This is a genomic window from Flavobacterium cryophilum (assembly GCF_048286555.1).
Classification (GTDB): Bacteria; Bacteroidota; Bacteroidia; order Flavobacteriales; family Flavobacteriaceae; genus Flavobacterium.
Window position 1 is genome coordinate 20146 of the sequence record NZ_JBLVPZ010000015.1, and the last position, 24585, is coordinate 44730.

19 protein-coding genes and 1 other RNA gene are annotated in these 24585 nt (G+C 33.0%); 8 read left to right on the plus strand and 12 right to left on the minus strand.

Annotated features, from left to right (window positions below):
• Window positions 1-12: 12 nt before the first annotated feature.
• The gene (gene nagB, locus ACNQGJ_RS16190) at window positions 13-1950 is read right to left on the minus strand and encodes a glucosamine-6-phosphate deaminase (protein ID WP_417971826.1); all 1938 of its coding nucleotides are present in this window, start codon (window positions 1948-1950) and stop codon (window positions 13-15) included.
• 355 nt (window positions 1951-2305) lie between these two features.
• Between nagB and ACNQGJ_RS16195 the strand changes: the two genes are divergently transcribed.
• Complete coding sequence (locus ACNQGJ_RS16195; RefSeq protein WP_417971828.1) at window positions 2306-3772, plus strand: MFS transporter; 1467 nt, start codon at window positions 2306-2308, stop codon at window positions 3770-3772.
• A 113-nt stretch (window positions 3773-3885) separates the two neighbouring features.
• Here the strand turns inward: ACNQGJ_RS16195 and fsa are convergent, their stop codons facing one another.
• The 3 genes from fsa to ffs all read right to left on the minus strand — a co-directional run bounded on the left by fsa (window position 3886) and on the right by ffs (window position 5777).
• Window positions 3886-4542 (minus strand): fructose-6-phosphate aldolase, encoded by a 657-nt coding sequence (gene fsa / locus ACNQGJ_RS16200; protein WP_417971830.1) that lies wholly within the window; start codon window positions 4540-4542, stop codon window positions 3886-3888.
• A 220-nt stretch (window positions 4543-4762) separates the two neighbouring features.
• The gene (locus ACNQGJ_RS16205) at window positions 4763-5566 is read right to left on the minus strand and encodes an SDR family oxidoreductase (protein ID WP_417971832.1); all 804 of its coding nucleotides are present in this window, start codon (window positions 5564-5566) and stop codon (window positions 4763-4765) included.
• Window positions 5567-5679: 113 nt separating this feature from the next.
• Window positions 5680-5777: signal recognition particle sRNA small type (gene ffs / locus ACNQGJ_RS16210), an RNA gene on the minus strand.
• Between the two features lie 87 nt (window positions 5778-5864).
• On the opposite strand from ffs, the gene ACNQGJ_RS16215 reads away from it, so the two are divergent.
• Both ACNQGJ_RS16215 and hutI read left to right on the plus strand, forming a co-directional pair.
• Window positions 5865-6914 (plus strand): glutaminyl-peptide cyclotransferase, encoded by a 1050-nt coding sequence (locus ACNQGJ_RS16215; protein WP_417971834.1) that lies wholly within the window; start codon window positions 5865-5867, stop codon window positions 6912-6914.
• Between the two features lie 12 nt (window positions 6915-6926).
• Complete coding sequence (hutI, locus tag ACNQGJ_RS16220) at window positions 6927-8165, plus strand: imidazolonepropionase (RefSeq protein ID WP_417971836.1); 1239 nt, start codon at window positions 6927-6929, stop codon at window positions 8163-8165.
• A 49-nt stretch (window positions 8166-8214) separates the two neighbouring features.
• Here the strand turns inward: hutI and ACNQGJ_RS16225 are convergent, their stop codons facing one another.
• Window positions 8215-9099, minus strand: a complete 885-nt coding sequence (locus tag ACNQGJ_RS16225) for a hypothetical protein (protein ID WP_417971838.1) — start codon at window positions 9097-9099, stop codon at window positions 8215-8217.
• Between the two features lie 104 nt (window positions 9100-9203).
• Between ACNQGJ_RS16225 and ACNQGJ_RS16230 the strand changes: the two genes are divergently transcribed.
• Complete coding sequence (locus ACNQGJ_RS16230) at window positions 9204-10235, plus strand: formimidoylglutamase (protein ID WP_417971840.1); 1032 nt, start codon at window positions 9204-9206, stop codon at window positions 10233-10235.
• A gap of 139 nt (window positions 10236-10374) precedes the next feature.
• Window positions 10375-11628 carry a DEAD/DEAH box helicase gene (locus ACNQGJ_RS16235; RefSeq protein WP_417971917.1) on the plus strand — a complete coding sequence of 418 codons (1254 nt, stop codon included), beginning with the start codon at window positions 10375-10377 and terminating at the stop codon, window positions 11626-11628.
• Window positions 11629-11848: 220 nt separating this feature from the next.
• Here ACNQGJ_RS16235 and ACNQGJ_RS16240 read toward each other — a convergent pair whose 3' ends face one another.
• The 3 genes from ACNQGJ_RS16240 to aroC form a co-directional block, all read right to left on the minus strand.
• Window positions 11849-14065 carry a response regulator gene (locus tag ACNQGJ_RS16240; RefSeq protein WP_417971842.1) on the minus strand — a complete coding sequence of 739 codons (2217 nt, stop codon included), beginning with the start codon at window positions 14063-14065 and terminating at the stop codon, window positions 11849-11851.
• A 218-nt stretch (window positions 14066-14283) separates the two neighbouring features.
• Window positions 14284-15570: a dicarboxylate/amino acid:cation symporter gene (locus ACNQGJ_RS16245; RefSeq protein WP_417971844.1), complete on the minus strand. Its 1287-nt coding sequence runs from the start codon at window positions 15568-15570 to the stop codon at window positions 14284-14286.
• A gap of 121 nt (window positions 15571-15691) precedes the next feature.
• Window positions 15692-16750, minus strand: a complete 1059-nt coding sequence (gene aroC, locus ACNQGJ_RS16250; RefSeq protein ID WP_417971846.1) for a chorismate synthase — start codon at window positions 16748-16750, stop codon at window positions 15692-15694.
• A 194-nt stretch (window positions 16751-16944) separates the two neighbouring features.
• On the opposite strand from aroC, the gene ACNQGJ_RS16255 reads away from it, so the two are divergent.
• Entirely contained in the window at window positions 16945-17784 is an 840-nt protein-coding gene (locus ACNQGJ_RS16255; RefSeq protein ID WP_417971848.1) for a UDP-2,3-diacylglucosamine diphosphatase, read from the plus strand.
• A gap of 115 nt (window positions 17785-17899) precedes the next feature.
• On the plus strand, window positions 17900-18406 hold the full coding sequence (locus tag ACNQGJ_RS16260; RefSeq protein ID WP_417971850.1) for a hypothetical protein: 507 nt from the start codon (window positions 17900-17902) through the stop codon (window positions 18404-18406).
• A gap of 50 nt (window positions 18407-18456) precedes the next feature.
• On the opposite strand, the gene ACNQGJ_RS16265 is transcribed toward ACNQGJ_RS16260, so the two are convergent.
• Together ACNQGJ_RS16265 and bshA are read right to left on the minus strand one after the other, a co-directional pair.
• A complete protein-coding gene (locus tag ACNQGJ_RS16265) occupies window positions 18457-18885 on the minus strand; it encodes a protease complex subunit PrcB family protein (protein ID WP_417971852.1) in 429 nt (142 codons plus the stop codon).
• Window positions 18886-18954: 69 nt separating this feature from the next.
• Window positions 18955-20088 (minus strand): N-acetyl-alpha-D-glucosaminyl L-malate synthase BshA, encoded by a 1134-nt coding sequence (gene bshA / locus ACNQGJ_RS16270; RefSeq protein ID WP_417971854.1) that lies wholly within the window; start codon window positions 20086-20088, stop codon window positions 18955-18957.
• 686 nt (window positions 20089-20774) lie between these two features.
• On the opposite strand from bshA, the gene ACNQGJ_RS16275 reads away from it, so the two are divergent.
• Window positions 20775-21527: a hypothetical protein gene (locus tag ACNQGJ_RS16275; RefSeq protein ID WP_417971856.1), complete on the plus strand. Its 753-nt coding sequence runs from the start codon at window positions 20775-20777 to the stop codon at window positions 21525-21527.
• 136 nt (window positions 21528-21663) lie between these two features.
• Here ACNQGJ_RS16275 and ACNQGJ_RS16280 read toward each other — a convergent pair whose 3' ends face one another.
• Complete coding sequence (locus tag ACNQGJ_RS16280; RefSeq protein ID WP_417971858.1) at window positions 21664-23661, minus strand: heavy metal translocating P-type ATPase; 1998 nt, start codon at window positions 23659-23661, stop codon at window positions 21664-21666.
• A gap of 195 nt (window positions 23662-23856) precedes the next feature.
• The gene (locus tag ACNQGJ_RS16285) at window positions 23857-24486 is read right to left on the minus strand and encodes a phosphatase PAP2 family protein (RefSeq protein WP_417971860.1); all 630 of its coding nucleotides are present in this window, start codon (window positions 24484-24486) and stop codon (window positions 23857-23859) included.
• Window positions 24487-24585: the final 99 nt, after the last annotated feature.

Consider the following 24585-nt stretch of genomic DNA (forward strand, 5'->3'; position numbering starts at 1 on the left):
TTAAGATAGTTTTTAATAATTAAAACGCTTGAAAGCTTCAATAGCTTGATATTCTGCTAGACCTAAATTATCATACAATTTTGCTGTGTTTTTATTACGATCTTCAGCTCTTACCCAAAATTCTCGAGAATCGTTTCCTTGAAACATCACCCTGTCTTTTTGAGATTGATGATATAAAATAGCATGTCTTTTTAACAAAACTTCATCAGGACTTAAAGGAACTGCCATATCGATTTCATGAATATCCCATTCGTGCCAAGCACCTCTGTAGAGCCACAGCCAACAATCATCCATAAATTTTTTAGGCTTCAATCGTTTCATAGCCGCAAAAATGGCATTCAGACAAACTTCATGCGTACCATGTGGATCTGCCAAATCTCCTGCGGCAAAAACTTGATGCGGTTTTATTTTGGCAATAATTGCCGCAACTATAGCTACATCTTTTTCTCCTATTGGATTTTTCTTTACTTGTCCGGTTTCATAAAAAGGCATATCCAAAAAATGAATGTTTTCATCTTTCAATCCAATGTATCTTGTGGCTGCATAGGATTCACGGCGTCTAATAAGTCCTTTTAACTTTCTAACGTCAAGAGAATCAATTTGGTTTTCTTTTTTATTATTTAAAAAATCAACAACTTCCTTAAAATTAATTTTAGTTTCATCGGTAGTAACAAAATCGTTGCAAACTTCGGCAAATTTTAATGCTTCGTCGTCTGTAACAGCTATATTTCCTGAAGTTTGATACACTACATGAACATCATGTCCTTGTTTTATTAATTTTGAAAAAGTGCCTCCCATGGAAATCACGTCATCATCTGGATGCGGGCTGAAAAGGATTACTCTCTTTTTAGCTGGTTTAGCTCTTTCGGGTCTGTATGTATCGTCCGTGTTAGGTTTTCCGCCGGGCCATCCCGTTATGGTATGCTGCAATACATTAAACATATTAATATTTAAATCGTAAGCGGAGCCTTCTAAAGCCAATAAATCGGACATTCCGTTATTGTTGTAATCTCTGTCAGTTAGTTTTAAAATGGATTGATCCGTTTTTTGGCACAGCCAAACGATAGCTTTACTTTTTAATTCTTGTGTCCAAATGCATTCTCCTACTAACCAGGGTGTTTTGAATCGGGTTAATTCTGAAGCTGCCGATTGGTCTAAAACGAAGGTAGCATTGGTATGATTTTGCAAAAATGTTGCCGGAACTTCTGAGCTGATATCCCCTTGAATAGTTCGCTTTATAATATCGGCTTTATTTTGTCCCCAAGCCATCAGTACAATTCTTTTAGATCTGAGAATCGTAGAAACTCCCATGGTAATTGCTCTTTTAGGAACATTGTCAATATGATTAAAATCTGATGAAGCATCTACTCTTGTAATGTGATCCAAAGTAATTATTCGACTTCCCGAATTGATGTGAGATCCCGGTTCATTGAATCCAACGTGACCTGTACGACCAATTCCTAATAATTGAAAATCAATTCCACCGGCATTTTTTATTTTCATTTCATAATCAATGCAACATTGATTCAGTTCTTCAATAGCTATTGTTCCATCTGGAATATTAACATTTTCCGGTTTGATATCAATATGATTGAAAAGGTGCTGGTGCATGAAATAATGATAGCTTTGGTGATTCTCTTTCGTCATTGGATAATATTCATCCAGATTAAAAGTGATTACATTACTAAAACTAAGACTTTCTTCTCTATGCATCCGAACCAGTTCTTCGTATACTTTTATTGGCGAAGAGCCGGTTGCTAAACCAAGAATACAAGTTTTATTTTCCTCTTGTTTAAGTTTAATCAATTGAGCAATTTCTTGCGCTACAATTACAGAAGCTTCCGTTGAATTTTTAAAAATTTCGTTATGAATTTTTTCAAATCTCGTTTCCTCAAATTTACCGGCACTTTTATAGCTGATGTCAGGTTTAATTTCTAAAGCACTTTTCATATGGTATATTTTTATACTGATTTATAAAGATAGGTTTTTTTAAAAGAGTGGAAAAAAATTAAAATCGCAGATATCTAATTCTTTGAAATTATATGCTGAAGTTTATTTAATCCTAGAAAGAGCATGCCTTTTCTACTGCTCAAAGGTATTCTATAGAAAATGGAAAATTAATTCTGACGCCGGAATTAGCAAAAAATTCGAAAAAAAAGCATCGTTTTATAACAAAAAGTGATAATTCTATAATTCTAACAATATTTATTCTAAATAATTTTTTTTTAGTTTACTTAACAAATATATTTACCCAAATACTGTAAAAAAATAATTACCTAAATTAAAAACCAAACCATCTACAACTATGACTTCAGAAAATTTACAAACTAAATGGGGACAATTTATCTCCTTAATAATCGTCTTCTTCTTTTGGGGTTTTGTTGGATCAGCCAACGACATTCTAATACCAGTATTTAAAAAAGTATTTACTTTATCACAAGTACAATCACAATTAGTTGCCTGGGCATTTTATGCCGCTTATTTTGTAGGATCAATAATTTTCTTTTTAATATCCTTAAAACTTGATGTTTTACAAAAATTTGGATACAAAAAAACACTCTCCGCAGGTTTAATTATTTCAGCCATTGGTTCCTTTTTATTTGTACCCGCTGCAACAATGGAAAGTTTTCCGTTCTTTTTAACCGCTCTATTTACTGTAGGTTTGGGTTTTTCAATTCAACAAATTGTAGCTAATCCTCTAGCTATTAAAATGGGAAGTCCATCAACAGGCGCGCACCGACTGACATTGGCAGGAGGTGTAAATTCTTTTGGGACAACTATCGGTGCCATCTTATTAGGAATTGCTTTGTTCGGAATGGGTAATGATAAAAAAACTACACTTTCATTGGAAGACATTAAATTACCCTTTATTATTTTAGGGATTGCTTTTATTGTAGTAGCTATTTTTATGAACTTTTCTAAAATTGAAAACCCTGTAAAACAAGAAGAAACAGCAATTAAGCATGTAAACGAGAAATTTAATATTTTAGACTATCCACAGCTATACTTAGGAATGTTAGCCATTTTTATTTATGTTGGAACCGAGGTAACTATAATTAGTAATTTACCTGCATTATTAAAAACGGCCGAATTTGGCAGTATTTTAGAAGATGCCATTTCACCATTTATAGCATTGTACTGGGGAAGTTTAATGATTGGTCGTTGGAATGGTGGTGTCAATGTTTTTAACACCTCGAAAATAGCCAATATTGCTCTTAAATTTATCGTTCCTGCTTTAGGATTTGGAGTTATTATAGGAGCTAATATATTTGCTGGTCATGATGTTTCTGCGTTTTATATTTATCCTATTTGGATATTAATATTTATTGCAGTCAGCTTTATCGGTGGTAAAAATGCAGGCAAAACATTAATGCTTTTTGGTCTTTCTGGCTTACTAATGATGTTAATTGGATTAGTTTGTACTGATACTGAAATAGCTAAATTCTTTATTATTTCGGGCGGATTATTCTTATCTATTATGTGGCCTTCTATTTTTGATTTGGCTATTGCCGGTTTAGGTAAAAATACTGGAAAAGCATCTTCTTTCTTAATTATGATGATTCTTGGAGGAGGAGTAATTCCTCTGATTCAAGGAAGTATTTGCGATATAGACCTTACTAGTCCAAATGGAATATTTGGTATTTCGTGGACACATTTCTCTTACATTGTTCCGCTTCTTGGTTTTGCCTACTTAGGTTTCTATGGTTTTTATTGTCCTAAAATATTAAAAAAACAAGGAATTAATCATATAGAAAGCGAAGGAGGTCACTAATTTTATTATCATATTAATCAAAAAACCAAACCAACAAAAAACCCATTTCAAATTTGAAATGGGTTTTTTTATTTACTTCGCTGAGACTAAAAACTGCTCACTGAATACAAATGTTATTTATTTCCTTTCTCAAAATCAGCAACAAATTGTGCCAATCCAATATCAGTCAACGGGTGTTTCAATAAACCGTAAATGGCAGATAATGGTCCAGTTATAACATCAGCTCCGATTTTTGCACAATTTACAATATGCATCGTGTGACGCACTGAAGCAGCCAGAATTTGCGTTTCATAGCCGTAGTTATCATAAATCAATCTGATTTCTTCAATCAAAGCCAAACCGTCTGTAGAGATATCATCTAAACGGCCAATAAACGGAGAAACATAAGTAGCTCCCGCTTTAGCAGCCATTAAAGCCTGACCAGCCGAGAATACTAAGGTTACATTCGTTTTAATACCTTTATCCGAAAAGTATTTTGCAGCCATAACGCCTTCCTTAGTCATAGGTAATTTTACCACGATTTGCTCGTGCAAATCGGCTAATTCTTCCCCTTCCTTAACCATTCCGTCAAAATCCAATGCATTTACTTCAGCACTTACATCTCCATCAACAAGATTACAAATGTCAACATAATGTTTCAAAATGCTGTTTTTACCTGTAATTCCTTCTTTTGCCATTAATGTTGGATTAGTTGTAACACCATCCAAAACGCCTAATGCTTGTGCTTCTTCAATTTGAGCTAAATTAGCCGTGTCAATAAAAAATTTCATAATTATATAATTTAATTGTGTGTTTTATAATTTGGGCGTGACCCTTCGTAAAAACTTCGCGTCGGGCTTTGCGTTACAACTGCAAATGCAATGAACTCCGATGAAAATAAATAAGTAAAGTAATACCTCACGCACTCTACAATATTGAACAACCTTTTGCTGTTCTCTTCTTAATCTCAAATTTCATGCAAGCATAAAATCAATAAAATTTCGTGCAAAATTACAACTTATAATGGTTCATAAGCATTTTTTCATATACTTTATCCGGTAAAATTCTTTTCAAGACAACCGAAAATTTTTGCATAAAAACACCTACTTTATAATGAATTTTAGGATTCGGATTTTGTATAATTTTATATATCGCTTCTGCCATTTCATTTGGATTACTGCCACTATTTACATGTTCATCCATTGTTTTTAATGTATTCCCGTACGGATTTTCGTAAACAGAACCTGGAATAACTGGAGCATGAAAACGTCCCGAAGCAATATTAGTCGCAAAATCACCTGGTGCCACATTCGTAATATGAACGCCAAAGGATTTTACTTCCATTCGCAACCCTTCTGTTATCAATTCAAGCGCACCTTTAGAGGCGGAATAAACGCTTCGATACGGCAATCCCATATAGGCAGCAATAGAAGTAATATTGATAATCAATCCTGATTTTTGCAAACGCATTTGAGGCAAAACTACTTTCATTACTTCAATAGGTCCAAAGAAATTTATCTCAAAATTGTTCTTGATTTCATGCATTGGAATTTCTTCCAAAGGTCCTGTAATTCCAACACCAGCATTGTTAATTACCACATCTAATTTTCCAGAAATAGCAATTACTTTGGCTACAGCCGCATGAATCGAATTGGTATCGCGAACGTCTAAAGCAACCAGTGGAAAAACAGAATTCAAAACTCGTTCCGGATTTCTGCTGGTTCCGTAAACAACAAAACCTTTTTGATGCAAAAACTCCCCAATAGATTTCCCTATTCCCGAAGAACCTCCTGTAATTAGAACTACTTTATTCATGATTATTGATGTTTATGATACAAAAGGTCCAAAAATAAAAAAATCCTCCCGAAGGAAGACTACATATTTGTGTGAATTTCGAAAAGAATCTGAAATAAAGTCAGATTTAAAAAAAATGGCAAGCGACCTACATCGCACCGCTCAACCACGTACCCTTGCTATGTTCCCATCCTGGGGGAGTCTGCAGGAGCTGGTCGTGTAGGACTTGCCGGTGCAAATATACAACCTTTTTATATTTTTGCAAGTCCTTTGCACCTATAAAATAACGTTGTATATTGGCGCATTCAAATTTTATACTATGAAAAATTATAACATACTATCTATCATTTTATTAGGAACTTTACTGGCTAATTGTGGTGATACAAAAAAAGGTGAAAATTCTTTATTTACCTTTGATAATTCAAAATTTAAGGAACAATACCAACCTCAAGAAACGCTTTCTTTGGAAATTTTAAACTCTAATTCAAAAACGATCGATAGCATTATTTACTATGTGAACGATAAAAAAATTGGTTCAAAAAAAGGAGTTGACAAATTAAATTTAGAATTGAAAGATCAAAAATTGGGCTATCAAAACCTGAAAGCCTTAGTGTATTATGAAGGCCAAAACTCAGAAGCTACCACAAGAATTGAATTAGTTTCAAATATCAAACCTAAATTATTGAATTATACTGTTGTCAATACTTTTCCGCACGACACACTGTCTTTCACTGAAGGATTGGAATTTTATAAAGATACTTTATACGAAAGTACAGGACAAAAAGGAGCTTCTTATTTTAGAAAATACGATTACAAAACAGGAAAAATATTCCAGCAAGTTGATCTTGATTCGAAATATTTTGGAGAAGGAATTACATTTGTGAATAATAAAATGTATCAATTGACTTGGCAAGAAAAAACAGGTTTTATCTACAATGCCAGCACCTTGAAATTAGAAAAAACTTTTACATATGATAAAGATATTGAAGGTTGGGGAATGACAAATGATGGGGAACATATCTATCAAACAGACAAAACAGAAAAAATCTGGAAAATGGATCCCAAAACTCAAAAAATGATTGATTATATCAATGTTTATTCTGGGAATTCTAAAATCAAAGCTATCAATGAACTTGAATGGATTAATGGAAAAATCTATGCTAATGTTTGGCAAAAAGACGCTATTGCTGTAGTAAACCCAACAAATGGAGCAGTTGAAGGAATTTTGGACCTTTCAGGTTTACGAAAATTAATTAATGTAACTCCCGAAGATGTTTTAAACGGAATTGCCTATAACCCAAAAACTAAAACCATTTTTGTAACTGGGAAAAATTGGGATAAACTGTTTGAAATCAAAGTTTCAGAGTAATTATCTTACGCAATGACAACATTATTCATCAATATAAAGGAATTACTTCAGATTCGGGAAACAACTGTCGCTAAAGTTTCCGGCGTTGAAATGGGAATTCTACCAACAATTAAAAATGCCTATTTACTAATTAAAGACAACTTAATTGCTGATTTTGGCGCTATGGAGAATTTATCTCCAATACAGGTTGATAAAACGATTGATGCAACTGGAAAAATGGTTTTACCATCTTGGTGCGACAGTCATACTCACATTGTTTATGCCGGTAATCGTGAACAGGAATTTGTAGATCGAATCAATGGGATGACCTATGAAGAAATTGCAAATCGTGGAGGTGGAATTTTAAATTCAGCTAAAAAACTCAACGAAACTTCTGAAGAAGAAATCTACCAACAATCCAAAGTGAGGCTGGAAGAAGTCCTGCGTTTAGGAACTGGAGCTGTAGAAATCAAATCGGGATACGGATTAACGTTAGATGGTGAATTAAAAATGCTTCGCGTGATACAGCGATTAGCTCAAAATTATCCAATAACCATAAAAGCAACTTTTTTGGGAGCTCACGCTTTTCCACTGGAATACGCAACAAATCACAAAGGCTATATTGATTTAATCATCAACGAAATGCTTCCTGAAATTGCAAAACATAAACTAGCAGATTTCATCGATGTATTTTGTGAAACCGGTTATTTTACTGTTGAAGAAACTCAACAAATTATTGAAGCTGGAATTAAATTTGGCTTAAAGCCAAAGATCCATGTCAATCAATTCAACTCCATTGGCGGAATTCAGGCTGGAATTAAATACAATGCGCTTTCTGTAGACCATCTAGAAGTTATGACAACAGAAGATATAGAAGCCTTAAAAAATACCGAAACAATGCCAGTGGCTTTGCCTTCGTGTTCCTATTTTTTGAGTATTCCGTATACACTAGCACGAGAAATGATAACAGCTGGACTTCCTCTCGCCCTTGCTACTGATTACAATCCTGGTTCTACTCCGTCTGGAAATATGAACTTTGTAGTGGCGACTGCGTGTATCAAAATGAAAATGACTCCCGAAGAAGCTATAAATGCCGCCACATTAAATGGAGCTTACGCAATGGGGATTTCAGAAACCCACGGTAGCATAACTATTGGTAAAAAAGCAAACCTTATACTAACTAAACCTATTCCCTCCTACTATCAATTACCGTACGCTTTTGGCAGCAATCTAATTGAAACTGTATTTATCGAAGGCAAAATTTTTGCATAAAAAAAGAGGAACGTTACGTTCCTCTTTTTTATTATTTCTAATATTTTTTTTATCTTAAAACAAAACTTGTTTTAGAAACCAATATTTCTCCATCGAAAATATTGATATAATACGTTCCTTTCGCAAAATCGGTACCTCTCAAATCTTCAGATACGTTGATTGTTTTGTTTTCATATTTCACATTAGTTAAAAAACTATATGTTAAAGTATTATCGCCAAAAGTCTCTGTTTTTTTGTCCCCTAAAACATTATTTTTACTATCAATTACTTGAACTTGATACGTTTTATCTCCAGATTTCGCAATTTGATTTTCAGCTATTGTAAAATTAACTCTAAGTACATCTGCTTTGCTTGCTTTATCAGTTTCAATTTGCTTACCAGAACTTCTTAATTTAAAAGCAGAACCTCTTGTGTTTAAAACCGTCAGTTTTGAACCAATTTCAACCGCTTTTGTTAATTCTTCATTTTGGCCCGTTAATGCTTCAACATTCTTTTTACTCTCACCTAGAACCACAACCGTACTATCACGTTGCGTAGTAAGAGTTGTATTTGCCTTTTTTAAGGTGTCATTCTCCGCAATTAAAACTTTCATGTTCCCTTGCAAAGCATTGAATTGACTTCTATATTTCGATAATGAAGCTACATCGCCTTTTGATTTACTTAAATCAGACATTAAGTTTACCACTTTATCTCTTTCTAGAATTAACTCATCTGACATCGATGTGTTTTCTGCAATTGCAGCATCATACGTTGATTTTAATTCTTGTAAATCTTTCATAACTGATTCTTTCTCAGTCAATGTAGTTTTCAATTCTGTTTTAACGACCTCTGTATCTGAAGTCATTTTAAAAATATAAACTAAACTTCCCACTAATAAAATAGCTAATACTGCTATAACCGCTTTAAGACTTGAACTGCTTTTTTGATTTTCCATCTTTTTAATTTAATTTAATTTAATCAACAAATTTAACAATATATAACTACGTATTAACGTAAGTTAATGTATTTATATTATTTTTGGGAAAAAAATTTTTTTTAATGGAAAAAATTATCCCATTTACTATCAAAGATCTGGCAAAAATTACAAACCATAGAAGTGGTGAAATAAAATTTGGGGAGAAAATGATAACGGTTCCCAAAGACACCGATACTGTTGAGTTTCTAAAAACTTGCGAAGCAAAATATGTATTATTTGGCATTCCCGAAGATATAGGCATACGAGCGAACTTTGGCAGGCCTGGCGCTGCATCCGCTTGGGACAGTGCCATTAAAAGTATCGCTAATATTCAGCATAATCGATTTTGTAAAGGAAGTCAAATTTTTGTTTTAGGCCAACTGAATGTTAGTGTCGAAATGAAAGAAGTTGAGCATTTGGATTTTAACGATATTGACGATCGCTCTAAATTAAGTCAGTTAGTAGAGAAAATAGACAAAGATGTTTCTCATATTATCTTCAATATTGTAAAGTTGGGTAAAATTCCTATAGTTATTGGTGGCGGACATAATAATTCCTATGGGAACATCAAAGGATCTGCTCTTGCTAAAGGAAAACCTATCAATGCTATAAACTTTGATGCCCATTCTGATTTTCGAATTTTAGAGGGACGTCATAGCGGAAACGGGTTTTCATATGCCTTTGAAGAAGGCTTTTTAAAAAAATATTTTATTTTTGGTTTACACGAAAACTATACTTCCAAAAGTGTCTTGGATATAATTAAAAAAATAGAAGACCGCGTACGCTACACTACCTATGACAGCATAAATATTAGAAAAGAAAAAGATTTTAATCCAGAAATGGCTCAAGCCTTAGAGTTTATCAATGATGACTTTTATGGAATAGAGATAGATTTAGATTCGATTCCTAATATTGCTTGCAGTGCCATGACTTTAAGTGGTTTCTCAGTGGAACAACTACGCCAATTTATATCCTATTTTGCAAAAAATAAAAACGCAACCTACTTACACATTTGCGAAGGCGCACCTGAATTAGGCGAAGAAAAAAACAATCATTTAATAGGTAAACTTATAGGTTATTTAGTAACTGATTTTATTAAATCTAATACAATTTAATCTGTTTTGTGGATGAATTTCTGGATTTAAATTCCAGAAATTCTATTCCTAAGCACCGTATAAACAATCATCAAAAATAATAATACTATCTTTGTGACACTATCTATGTACTTAATGCATGATAATTAATACCAAAAATATGTTATTCGAAGATTTATCGCTCTCAAAAAGTATACAAAAAGCCGTATTTGAACAAGGCTATCTTAACCCTACTCCAATACAAGAACAATCTATTCCAATTGTATTATCCGGAAAAGATTTAATCGGTTGCGCACAAACAGGAACTGGAAAAACTGGCGCATTTGCTATTCCAATTATACATCAGTTACATCGAATTGTCGGTTCATCAAAAAAAGCCAAACAAATTCGTGCTTTAGTAGTTACGCCAACTCGTGAGTTAGCGGTTCAAATTGGACAAAGCTTTGATACGTACGGAAAATACACAAACCTGACACAACTTACCATTTTTGGTGGCGTTTCACAAAATCCTCAAGTGGATACTTTAAAAAATGGTGTCGATATTTTGGTGGCAACACCAGGAAGACTTCTTGATTTACATAAACAAGGTTATATCGATTTAGATCATCTGCATACTTTAGTTCTTGACGAAGCGGATCAAATGCTTGATATGGGATTTGTAAATGATGTAAAAAAAATTGTGAAGCTTACGCCAAAAAACAGACAGACATTATTTTTCTCCGCTACAATGCCAATTGCTATTCGCGAGTTAGCTGAAATGTTTTTGACTGATCCAGCAACAGTAACGGTCTCTCCGGTATCTTCAACTGCTGAAAATGTAGAACAACGCGTTTATTTTGTTGAAAAAGCAGAAAAAAGAAATTTACTATATCATTTAATTAAAAATGAAAATCTATCTGATGTTTTGGTTTTTTCAAGAACCAAGCATGGTGCTGACAATGTTGTAAAAGCATTACGAAAAAACAATATTGCTGCAGAAGCTATTCATGGTGACAAATCACAAAATGCAAGACAACGCGTTTTGGACGCTTTCAAAAACAAAGAAGTGGGTGTTCTCGTAGCGACTGATATTGCAGCCAGAGGAATTGATATTGACCAATTGCCCGTTGTAATTAATTTTGATTTACCTAATATTCCTGAAACGTATGTTCACCGTATTGGTAGAACCGGTCGTGCTGGAAATGGCGGTGTAGCCATCTCTTTTTGCAGTAAAGACGAACATACTTATTGGAAAGACATCCAGAAACTAATAAAAGTGGATGTGAAAACCGTAAATGATCATCCTTACCATTGGCATTCCGGAAGTCCGGAATCGGCTCCGGCATCACAACAAAAAAACTCAAATCGTAGTGGAGGAGCGCATAAATCGAGAAAATCAGAAGTTTCCAAACAAAACAAAAAACGCTGGTACTAATTAGATTCTACTCCATAATTTTCATTTATAAGAAATGCCTTTTGTCAAGAAAGCAAAAGGCATTTTTAATATTCAGTAACTGTACTTTATGTTGCTTTAATGTTACCTGTTATTTTACCTGAATAAAGATGTTATTGATTCATTCTCCTTAATTTTATTTACTCGATTTCACTATTTTAAATAGTGTATTACAATTAAGTAAAAGTTATAATTCACTCATTTAAACCAATTTAGCTATGCTTTTAGTTTTTGACGTTAGAATACTTATAATTTCAAACAATTTAACTGAATCAAATGGTTTTATGATGATATCATTTATTCCGGCTGAAAGTGCTTCTTCCATTATTTCCGCTTTATCAAATGCCGTTAATGCTACAATGGGCGTGTCAATACCTTTTAGGCGAATCTTTCTTGTGGTCTCAAAACCATTGATTAAAGGCATGTTAATATCCATTAATATCACATCAAAATTCTCTTTTTCTAATATTTCTAATGCAGCGTAACCATTGTCAACAACACTACATTTATAGTTGTTCTTTTCAATCGTTTTTCTGGTAATGAGTTGATTTATGTGGTTATCTTCAACGACCAAAACATTGACGGTATGGGTTGAACTTATATCTACTTTAATGTTATTGATAATTTCAGTTGTTCGCTCAGGATTACATTCAAATGCGATTACAAATTTGAATGACGTTCCTTCACCTATTGCACTTTCGAGAGAAATATCGCTATTAAACAATCCTAGTAGTTGCTTTACGATAGAAAGCCCTAATCCGGTTCCTTGATAATCAGTTTCTTTTCTACTAACTTGAACAAATTTATCAAAAATCTTTTCTTGGTCAGCGGCATCAATTCCTATTCCGTTATCTTGAATTTTAAATTCTAAAAAATGGGATTTCCCTTCTACTCTCACCAAATTTACATTAATATTTACCTCTCCTTTTTTTGTAAACTTTAATGCATTACTAACTAAATTCATAATAATTTGAGAAAGCCGTAACTTATCGCCTATTAAATATTCCGGAATGGTAGGATCAATAGTCACTACGACCTTATTATCATTTGTTTTGGCTATAAAAGACAATGAACTTTTGATCATATTTATTTCGTCAGAAACATTAAATGATAAACTTTCAAGAATAATTCTATTGTCTTCAATTTTATTAATTTGAAGAATATCATTCACTAATGATAATAAATATCGGGCTGAAAATTTAAGTGAGCTTAAATGCGGACTGTTTGCTAATTCTTTATGTTCATCCAGCAATATGTTTGTAATTCCTACCACACCGTATAAAGGCGTTCTTAATTCATGACTAATTGTAGAGACAAATTGTGATTTTAACAGTGAAGCTTCCTCCGCTTTTTCTTTAGCGATCAGTAGTTCTATATTTGTTTGAGAAAGCGCAGCATTGGCTTTTTTCTTAAAATTATTATTCTTGAATAATGTGTAGAGCAATAATAATAGAAAGCAAAAAACTACTACAAACAGCACTACAATGATTTTTGATTTCTTTAAACTTTGAAGTTGGGCTACTTTCTCCATTTCAATTTTATCTATTTCTCTTTTATATTCATCTATTTCTAAATTTATCCCGACTAAATTTGCTTTCTTAATTTTTTCCTCGTTGTACAGTTCCTCCGTAATGATATTGTAACGTTCAAGGTTTTCATACGCATTTTTATAATCCCCTTTTTTCATTAAATATTTAGAATATTCAAGATATGAAAATGACAAATCTGACTTTTCATTCCCTTGCTTTCCAAATTTTATTGCATTTTCAAAGGATGTTGTTGCTTTATTATGATTGCCTTTGTAACCATAATACATTCCATTAAGCATGTTTGCAGCAGTAGCAGTTGTTTCATCACCATATTTTTTGTTGTATTTGTTGATGAATTCTAAACTCGGAAAACCTTTTTCAAAAAGTCCAATATCAAAATAAGCCCACGCAATATTAAGTCTAGTCATAAATACTTGATTGGAATCTGCGAGTTTTAAGCTGTACATCAGAGATTTTTCATAAAAATTGATGCCTTTTTTATATTGCTTCTTCTCGAAACAATAGATATTGCCCAAATTATTATTGATCCGCTTTCTTAACGTGTCATTATTCGTCTTATTAGCGTAAGATAGACTCTTATTATAAAAGAATATAGCTTTATCAAATTCCGCCATCTCAGTATAATTCGCTGCAATTATAATATAAGAAATAGCTGTTGAATGTAAATCATTGGCAATAACAGAGGAACGAAGTGCCATTTTAGCCAGATCCAAAGATTTTTCAAAATTGGCCTCCTTTAAGAAGTGGGTGGCCTCATCAGTAAGTGTAGTGATTTCTTTCTTAGAATATGTTCTTGTCTGTGCAATTGAATTATCACCAAAATAATTTAATCCAATCAATAGCAATAAAACAATACGTAAATGATACATAACCAATCAAAGTTTATCAAATATACATTTTATTAATAAAAAATAGAGGAATACGTATGCGTTATCTATTAAAATAAAATTGAATCACCACATTTTAAAAAATCGAGTTGCTCCTTTAAAATAAGAAACAATTAAAAATTTAAATTTTTAGATCAAAAAAAAACCTGCTCAACGAATTGAACAGGTTCCATAGGTTATTTATTGTGGAAACCTCTCTGCTAAATCTGTTCTGGCGCCAGAGTTCCATCTTCATCGTCACCTTCCCATTGCCCAACAACGGATGTAGCTAAGGCATTTCCTAAGACATTTGTTGCGCTACGAAACATATCACAAAAATGATCAATTGGTAAAATTAAGGCTATTCCTTCAATAGGAATATCAAACATCCCGCACGTTGCCGCAACTACAACTAAGCTTGCTCGTGGAACTCCTGCAATCCCTTTGCTGGTGAGCATCAAAACTAAAAGCATCGTCAGTTGTGTTCCTAAATCTAAATCAATTCCGTAGGCTTGAGCAATAAAAATACTGGCAAAAGTCATGTACATCATACTTCCATCTAAATTAAATGAATAACCTAATGGTAACATAAAAGAAACGATTCTGTCTTTTACTCCAAAACGTTCTAATTCCTCTGTTAATTTTGGAAAAACCGCTTCACTGCTGGTTGTTCCAAAAGCTATAATTAAAGGGCTGACAATTCTTTTAAGTAAAACGGTCATTCTGCTTTTTAGAAAAATGTAACCTACCAGAATTAATACTATCCAAAGTGATGAAATTCCAATTAAGAATGAACCAAAAAATTTGAAATAGGTAATTGCTAATTCTTGAAAATCTCTAACGGCAAATACGCCGGCAATCGCTCCAAAAACGCCGATTGGGGCAAATTTCATTACATAGTTCACCATTTTAAGAACAATGTGTGACATTTTATCTAAAGCATTAGTGACAGGCTTAACATAATCTCCCAATGATGCTGCGGCTAAACCAAAGAAAATAGAGAAAATTACAATTTGTAAAATTTCATTCGTAGCCATTGCTTCAAAAATACTTTTAGGAACAATATGTTCAATAAAATTTTCAAAAGATATATTTTGAGTTTTTGCAGTAACTTCAGAAACAGATGTTAAATCAACATTTGACAAATTAAGACCAACTCCCGGTTGAAGCATGTTTACAAAGAACATTCCCAATAATAAGGAAATAAAAGAAGCTGTAAAAAACCAACCCATTGCTTTACCTCCAATTCTTCCGACAGCTCTGATATCTCCAAGTTTTGCAATTCCTACAACAAGCGTTGTGAAAACTAATGGCGAGATAATCATTTGAACTAATCGAATAAAAACTGTTGCAAGGATTTTAATTTTTGCACTAAAGCTCTGAGCTGCTTCTGGTGAAATGGAATTATGAATTACAATGCCTAAAATAGCACCTAAAACCATCGCTATTAATATTTGTCCTGTTAATCCTGAAAAAAAAGATGGTTTTTTAATTGTTTTGGTATTCATTAAATTGATTGTTAAGTTTTGAACTTATCCTGTTACTTCCACTCAACTTTTACAGGGTTTTCAGGTTGCTGAAAGCCATGGGAAGATAAAGTATTAAGCAGGAAAAGCTTCAAAATTATTACTAATAGGTTTTGTTTATCAAATAAAAATCAGCTAATACAATAGCAGCCATTGCTTCAACTATAGGTACTGCACGTGGCACGACACAAGGATCGTGTCGTCCTTTTCCCGTCATCTCGGTAATATTCCCTTTATTGTCCAATGATTCTTGTTTTTGCATAATGGTAGCCACAGGCTTGAAGGCGACGCGGAAATAAATATCCATTCCATTGCTAATTCCGCCTTGGATCCCTCCCGAACGATTGGTTTTAGTAGTGCCGTCTGGATTGTATAAATCATTGTGTTCGCTACCTTTCATCCTCGCTCCATCAAAACCACTTCCAAACTCAAATCCCTTTACGGCATTAATAGAAAGCATGGCTTTGCCGAGCTCAGCATGAAGTTTGTCAAAGACAGGTTCTCCTAAACCAATAGGCACATTTTGAATCACACACGTTACGGTTCCACCTACCGTGTCCCCTTGTTTGCGAATTTCACGAATGTATTCCTCCATAACTACAGCTGATTCTTCATCAGGACAACGAACAGGATTATTTTCAGTTTTTGAAAAATCTAATTCTTGGTATGGCTTTTCTAAAACAATAGGACCTACAGAAGAAACGTAAGCATTGATTTTAATTTCTGAAAGCATTTGTTTTGCTACGGCTCCAGCCACTACTCTGCTGGCGGTTTCACGTGCAGAACTACGTCCGCCACCACGGTAATCACGAACACCATATTTTTTTTCATACACATAATCCGCATGACTGGGTCTGTAATTATCTTTTATATGAGAGTAATCGTCTGATTTTTGATTGGTATTTGGAATAATGAAACCTATGGGTGTTCCGGTTGTTTTACCTTCAAAAATTCCGGATAAAAATTGTACATCATCCGGCTCTTTACGTTGGGTAACTATTGCCGACTGACCTGGCTTTCTTCTTGACATTTCAAATTGAATTGCATCAAAATCTATCGTTATTCCAGGAGGGCAACCATCTATTATACCGCCTAATGCTTCACCATGTGATTCTCCAAAAGTTGTTATTCTAAATAGTGTTCCGTAGCTATTTCCTGCCATTATAAATAATTTTGAACAAAAGTACCATTTTAGTTTAAAGTTTAAAAGCTTATCCCGAGATTTCGGGATAAAATTTTAAGAAACATTTCACATTAATTGATAATAATTTAATCTTGTCTTAGATTTCTTAACCTTTAAATTCAGTTCTATTGCTAATAATTCAATTAATTTGGTAAACTTCAAATTGAAATCCAGTGAAAAAAAGAAAAGTTGAATTAGTGATTATTTCTGATGTACACTTAGGTACTTTTGGCAGTCATGCTAAAGAACTTTATAATTATTTATCTTCTATAAAACCTAAAACACTGGTATTAAATGGCGATATTATAGATGTATGGCAATTTAGAAAATCCTATTTCCCAAAAGCGCATTTAAAAGTCATACAAAAAATAATAAGTTTTGCATCCAAAGGAACAAAGGTGTACTACATTACAGGAAATCACGACGAAATGCTCCGGAAATTTAGCGACATCAATCTGGGTAATTTAGCATTAGTAGACAAGTTAGTTTTAGATCTCGACGACAAAAAAGCTTGGATATTTCACGGTGATGTTTTTGATAGCTCTGTGCAACATGCAAAATGGATTGCCAAACTTGGTGGCTTAGGATATGACTATTTAATACTTTCAAATCGTTTTGTAAATTGGTGTTTGTCCAAAATAGGAAGAGAACCATATTCCTTTTCTAAAAAAATAAAGGCCAGCGTAAAAAAAGCGGTAAAACACATTTCTGATTTTGAAAAAACCGCAACGGAATTAGCCATTGAAAAGAAATATGATTATGTCATTTGTGGACACATTCATGAACCAAAAATGATTTATAAAGAAACCAAAAATGGGTCAACTTTATATTTGAATTCAGGAGATTGGGTGGAGAATTTAACTGCATTGGAATACAATAAAAAACGATGGAAATTATATAACTATTCCGAATCAAACTATGTTGAAGAAGAGGACCTATTTGAAATGGAAGATATTTTAAGCGATCAAAAAGTAGCTTCTGCGCTTTTCTCAAAACAAAATATTGTACTGTAATGCCATGTAAAAAAGAATTATAATTATAAAAACGTAAATTATATAACTTTTCTGTAAAATTTTATAAAAATCATGTCCTACAAAATCATACATTTGTAACCATAAAAACTTACTTATGAAAAAAATTATTTTATCGGCAATAATGTTAATTGGATTAGCATTTACCGCACAAGCACAAGACATTTCGAAAAACGCATTGGGATTACGTTTAGGTGGTAATAATGGTTTTGGTGGAGAACTTTCTTACCAAAGAGCATTAGGAAGCAATAATAGACTTGAACTTGATTTAGGTTGGAGAAACAGAAGCAACTATAATAATAATGGTTACGATGACAATGCAGTAAAATTAGCAGCTTTGTACCAATGGGTTTGGAACATTGATGGTGGTTTTAACTGGTATGCTGGTGTAGGTGGTGGTGTAGGAAGCTACAATTATGATGACAATGACAACAATTCTTTTAATGAAACGTTTGTATTTGCTGCTGGAGATATTGGTATTGAATACAATTTTGACATTCCCTTGTTGATTTCATTAGATTTCAGACCTGAGTTTGGAGGAAATGGATACTACGAAAACAATTACGGTTCTGATATTGCATTAGGTCTTAGATTCCAATTCTAATAGTATTAGAAAACATATTAAAAATGCCACTAGAAATAGTGGCATTTTTTTTATTTAAAAATAATCGCTTTCTTAGAATTTATTTTGACTACACAAAAAGGGTTTGTAAAAGCTTGTGTAACCATACTTCCAGGTTCAGGGCTAGTTTCTTTTATGGTGATTACAATGTTTTTATCAGTTTCAATTACGGAATCAATTCCTATACTATAACCTCCGGACGTTTTTTCACCCATATTCAAAATTACAAAATTAGAAGTCTGACTGTCGTTTGAACTAATTTTATTTTTTAGATTTTCATCGTTCTGTAACATTACAATTTCATTTGGCTCCGACAGAATTTCAAAAAAACGGATACTTGCGCCACCGTTCATTTGTTGTGTCATAACTTCATATAAAGCGTTTTTCTCAGAACTTTTTGTAGTTGTTGCACCACAGGAAATTAAGGCTGCGGCCACCAGTGACATTACTGTTTTTTTCATTGCAGAATTTTATTGGTTACTAAATTAAATATGGAAGTTTTAAACTCCTATATCAAAAAAATGTAAAATCTATACGTATTTTTTTATGGCCTTTTTATATAATTCTTCATACAGTGGTAAGATATTTTTGATGTCAAACTGTTTTGCAACGGACAGTGCATTTTCTTTAAATTTATTAAGTGTGGCATCGTCTTTTAAAATTTTTAACGCATTTTGTGCCATTTCTTCCGTATTCCCCACATCACTTAAATAGCCGGAGATACCATCAAAATTTACTTCGGGCAAACCTCCCGATTTACTTGAAATTACAGGGACACTCCAAGCCATAGCTTCAAGAGCGGCAAGTCCAAAACTTTCGGTTTCAGATGGCAACAAGAACAAATCAGTATAGCTCAAAATTTTATCAATCTCATTGCTGTTTCCAAAAAAAATGACTTTATCCTGGATTCCTAAATCCTTACATAAACATTCTGCTTTTTCTTTTTCAGGTCCATCTCCTACCATCATCAATTTAGCAGGAATCTGTTTTTGAATATTATAGAAAATTTTGATTATATCCGGAATTCGTTTTACTTTTCTGAAATTACTGATATGCGTAATGATTCTTTCATTTTTATTAGCCATTACTGAACGATTACAAGGAGTTCTTGGATCATTCAGATTTTTATTTAATTCTATAAAATTAGGAATTACCTCGATTTCGTTTTTTATATTAAATAATTTAAGGGTATCATCTTTTAAACTTTGGGAAACCGAAGTAACAAAATCAGATTTATTGATACTGAAAGTTACGGCTGGTTTATAAAAGGGATGATTTCCAACCAATGTAATATCAGTTCCGTGAAGTGTAGTTACCATTGGGATATTAATCCCCTCGTCTTTCAGCATTTGTTTTGCCATATAACCCGCATAAGCATGAGGAATTGCATAATGTACGTGCAATAATTCGATTTTATATAACTTTACCATGTCAACTAATTTGCTCGACAAAGCCAGCTCGTAGGGTTGATAATGGAACAATGGGTATTCAGGAACATTCACTTCATGGTAATGCACATTTGGATTCAAAAGTGCTAAACGAACGGGCTGACTGTACGTTATAAAATGGATTTCATGACCACGTCTTGCCAATTCAAGACCCAATTCTGTAGCGACAACACCACTTCCTCCAAAGGTAGGATAACAAACTATTGCAATTTTCATCTATATATTTTAATGACACGAAATTAATAAAAATAGGAATGTGTTCTATGGAAATTTAAGTTAAATACCACAGCAACTTAATTTCGTTCAGTGAATTTTTCCGTAGCATAATTTTTTTTAATTCAGAGTCTATTTAAAAATTTAACATAATTAATACTTAAAGTTAGAAACGTACTCAAGCCCAAAAGATGTTTTTGTCAGCAGAGTTTAACGTAAAAATCATGGATAATTCAGAATTAATTGTTAGCACATTAGATTTGTAAATATACAGTATAAAAAGTGCTGTTCAAAGGTTAAAATTCTTGATGGCTCTAATCTTTTTTTCTTTACTAAAATCAAGTTTTAAAAAAAATTTATTTTTGTAAATAAAGATTTATTGATTTTTTTTTAACATTTTTAACATTTGTTTATATTTCAAATAGTTGAAAATGAGTTGATAAACGGATTTTTAAGCTATGTATCGATAAGAGAGTGAGTGAGAGAAAAAGTATAAGTACATTTATTTTAGAATTTAAATCAAGTGATTATGTAATAAAAAACATCTTTTTATTGCATTGCTATCATTTAGTTTATTTACATCTTTTAGGGGTCTTTTATATTGAGAACAACTATATCCCTGTAGTATTTTATTACCCTTGTATATAAAATTTTAATCTGAATTTTTATTAACTAAATTTTTAAATATTATGAAAAATTTTAAATTATTGTCGGTGTTGTCTTTAACAATTTTATTAGGAGTAAGCTGCTCTAAAGAGGATTTACAATCTTTAGAAGCAGAAAATCAAGTCGCAACTGCAAATAGTGTAGTTGAAGGTGCAAATGCAAAAAGTAATACTTCGCGCATTGCTACACAAAGAAATGGCGCTCCAAGTGGAGCACATTACAATCTAAACATTATTGGAGTCAAAAATCCAAAAACTACTGATATGACCGGAAATAATGGCGGTCGTATTTTCGTTCCTTTATTTGGAAGAACAAAGATAATGTTGATAGAAGGTTCTGATTTTTCTGTACTAGATGCCAACGGTACTGATGGTTCCGCTAGTTTCCAATTACCAAACCCTGATCCTGATGGAGATGGCGTATCATCCTACTCTATTTATGCTCGTGCACTTGGAACGCCAGGAGGTAGTGCAACAATAACAACATGCGCCGATGCTGATTTAACAGACGATGGATATTATGAAGTATGTTCCGCTGAGTCTTTAACAGTTACACGAACTAAAGGAGGAGCCCCAAAATTCATTAATGTAAGTACAGAACTACTTACAATCCTTGTTACTAGTGACATAATCCTTCCTGATGGATCTACATTGAAAGCTGGGAGATATACAATTTTCGATCCTGCTCTAGAAGATTATTTCTGGAAATATGATAACGATGGATTAAAACTATTGCAGTTGAGATTTTATTTACAAGCAACTGATATCACTCCTTGAAATAAATATTAGAATTTAAATAAACCCATCAATATATTAAATATTGATGGGTTTTTTAATTTAAGATTTATTGGAAACGCTCTGATATAAGAAATAGGAATGTGTTCTATGGAAATTTATGTTAAATCACTCAAGTCTAAAACTTAATACGTTGAATTCTTACCGCATTTAAAATAGCTAATAAAGCCACCCCAACATCAGCAAAAACTGCTTCCCACATAGTAGCTAATCCTCCCGCTCCCATTACTAATACAATCAATTTAACTGTAAAGGCTAAAAAAATGTTTTGCCAAACGATTTGTTTTGTCTTTTTCCCAATATTAATCGCTGTAAAAATCTTTGTGGGTTGATCGTTTTGAATAACTACGTCAGCAGTTTCAATGGTTGCGTCACTTCCTAATCCTCCCATTGCGATTCCTACATTTGCCAAAGCAATAACCGGCGCATCATTTACTCCGTCACCAACAAATGCAACGCTTAGATTGTGCTTCAATAAAGCTTCTACTTTTTCAACTTTGTTTTCCGGCAATAAATTTCCGAACGCCTGATCGATATGCAACTCTTTGGCAACAACAGAAACTATGGATTGATTATCGCCAGAAAGCATAATGGTTTGTACATTTAGTTTGTGTAAACTCGCAATTGCTTCTTTTGCATCTTCTTTGAGCTCATCGGCAATAATAAAATAACCTGCATATTTTTGATTGATAGCAACAAGTATAATTGTAAATGGAATAGTTTCAATTGCAGCGTCATATGCGATGTTGTATTTTTTCATCAATGTAGCATTTCCTACCAAAATCTCCATACCATCCACAAAACCTTTTAATCCTAATCCTGCAATTTCCAATACATCAGTTACCCTGTAATCTTGTGCATGTTGTTCTTTGGCAAATTCTACAATTGCTGCACCCACAGGATGAGTCGATTTAGTTTCAATTGCAGCTGTATATTTTATTAAATCAGTTTCCGAAATCCCAATAGCTACTACTTTTTGAACTTTAAAAACCCCTTTTGTCAATGTTCCTGTTTTATCAAAAACGACTACTTCAATTGATGCAATTGTCTCTAGAAAAGTAGATCCTTTGAATAAAATTCCATTTTTACTTGCGGCGCCAATTCCTCCAAAATAACCTAACGGAATAGAAATTACTAATGCACAAGGACAAGAAATTACCAAGAAAACTAATGCTCGATACAACCAATCCTTAAAAATATAATTATCAACAAATACGATTGGAAGTACACAAATTGCTATCGCCAGATAGACCACAATTGGCGTATAAATTTTGGCGAATTTCCGGATAAATAATTCGGTGGGTGCTTTTTTTGCACTGGCTTCCTGAACCATCTCCAAAATTTTTGATAATTTACTATCCGTGAATGCTGTGGTAACTTCTACTTGAGAAATTGTATTGAGATTAATCATTCCTGCAAGAATTGTTTCTCCCTTTGATTTGGTGTCAGGTCTGCTTTCTCCCGTTAATGCCGCAGTATTGAAAGTGGCGTGATCAGAAAGTAATTTTCCATCTAATGCTAGTTTTTCACCTGGTTTCAATTCGATGATTTCTCCAATAGTTACCTCTGAAGCTTTTTTGGAAACAATTCTTACGCCTTCAACTACATTTGCAACATCAGGTCTTTGATCTAGTAATGATTTTATATTTAATTTTGTTCTTTTAACGGCGAGCATCTGGAATAATTCACCAATGGAGTAAAATAACATTACAGCCACACCTTCGGCATATTGACCAATTCCAAAGGCACCTAATGTAGCTATTCCCATTAAAAAAAATTCAGAAAAAATAGCTCCTTTGGCACCACTTACGTAAGCTTCTTTCAAAACTGGGAGCCCTACCGGAATGTAAGCTATAACATACCAAACGATTCGAATCCAACCATTAAACCAAGCTTGAGGAAAATAATTGTCGAACAGTAATGCAATCAGCAAAACTATAAAACTAATTATGGAAGGTAAAAACATTTTGAACGTACTTTCGCTTCCGTTAGCATGATCGTGATCTTCCTCATCATGATTTTCTGACTCATTGTGAGAAGAACAACATTCTAAATCTTGATCAACGTTATTAACTTTTTTTTCTTCTAAAGAACAGCAAGGTTGTTTATCATCCATATCATGTGTGTCATTTTAGATACCTTATTCAATAAAAAGAAGGTAATAATAATCAAAAGCGCTACTATTACCATAAAGTTAGTTGAATTTAGTGTTTTATCTTGTGATAAAGAACATAAAATCACAGCCATTACAGTTTGAAAATTATATATTTAAAAATTGAATTGGTTTCGTTCTTAAACAATAATTACACTGTTACTTAAAATACTTGTCCTTTTTAGATCTTTTTTTATTAATCCATTTATTCATTTTATAACTTAAATATGCTGAACCGCTTCCGATAATTGCTCCTGCCACTACATCGCTTGGATAATGAACGCCTAAATGCATTCGAGAATATCCCACTGCGCTTGCCCATATAAAAGACGGTGCAATAACATACCATTTCTGATACGCTAAACTAAGTGACGTTGCCGTTGCAAAAGCTGACGAAGTATGTCCCGAAGGAAATGAATAACCCAAGGTCGACGCTGCTTGATCAATATCAGGATAGGTTTTAAATGGTCGGTCTCTTTTTATAGTATGTTTCAAAGCAGTGGTAATAAATACATTTACTAAGAATGCTTTTCCAATAAAAATTGCCTGTTTCTTGACGACACTATCATTCTTTAATAAACCAACCGAATATATAATAATAGGAGTGACAACACTGATGGGAACCGCACTATTCGTTATTAATTTAAAAGTAGGGTCCAAATTCTTATTTCGATCAACATTGATATCTAGTAGAATATTTATATCACTATTTTGAGCATTTACAAAAGTCATGCAAAAAAACCATACAATTAAATTGACTTTTGCAATCACAGTATTCATATTTTTCATCCAATTGTTTTTATCTCAAATATACTATAATACAGGTGAAATTTGTAACTAAATACTTCTAACAAAATCACGTTAAAAAAAATAGTCCAAATGAAATTG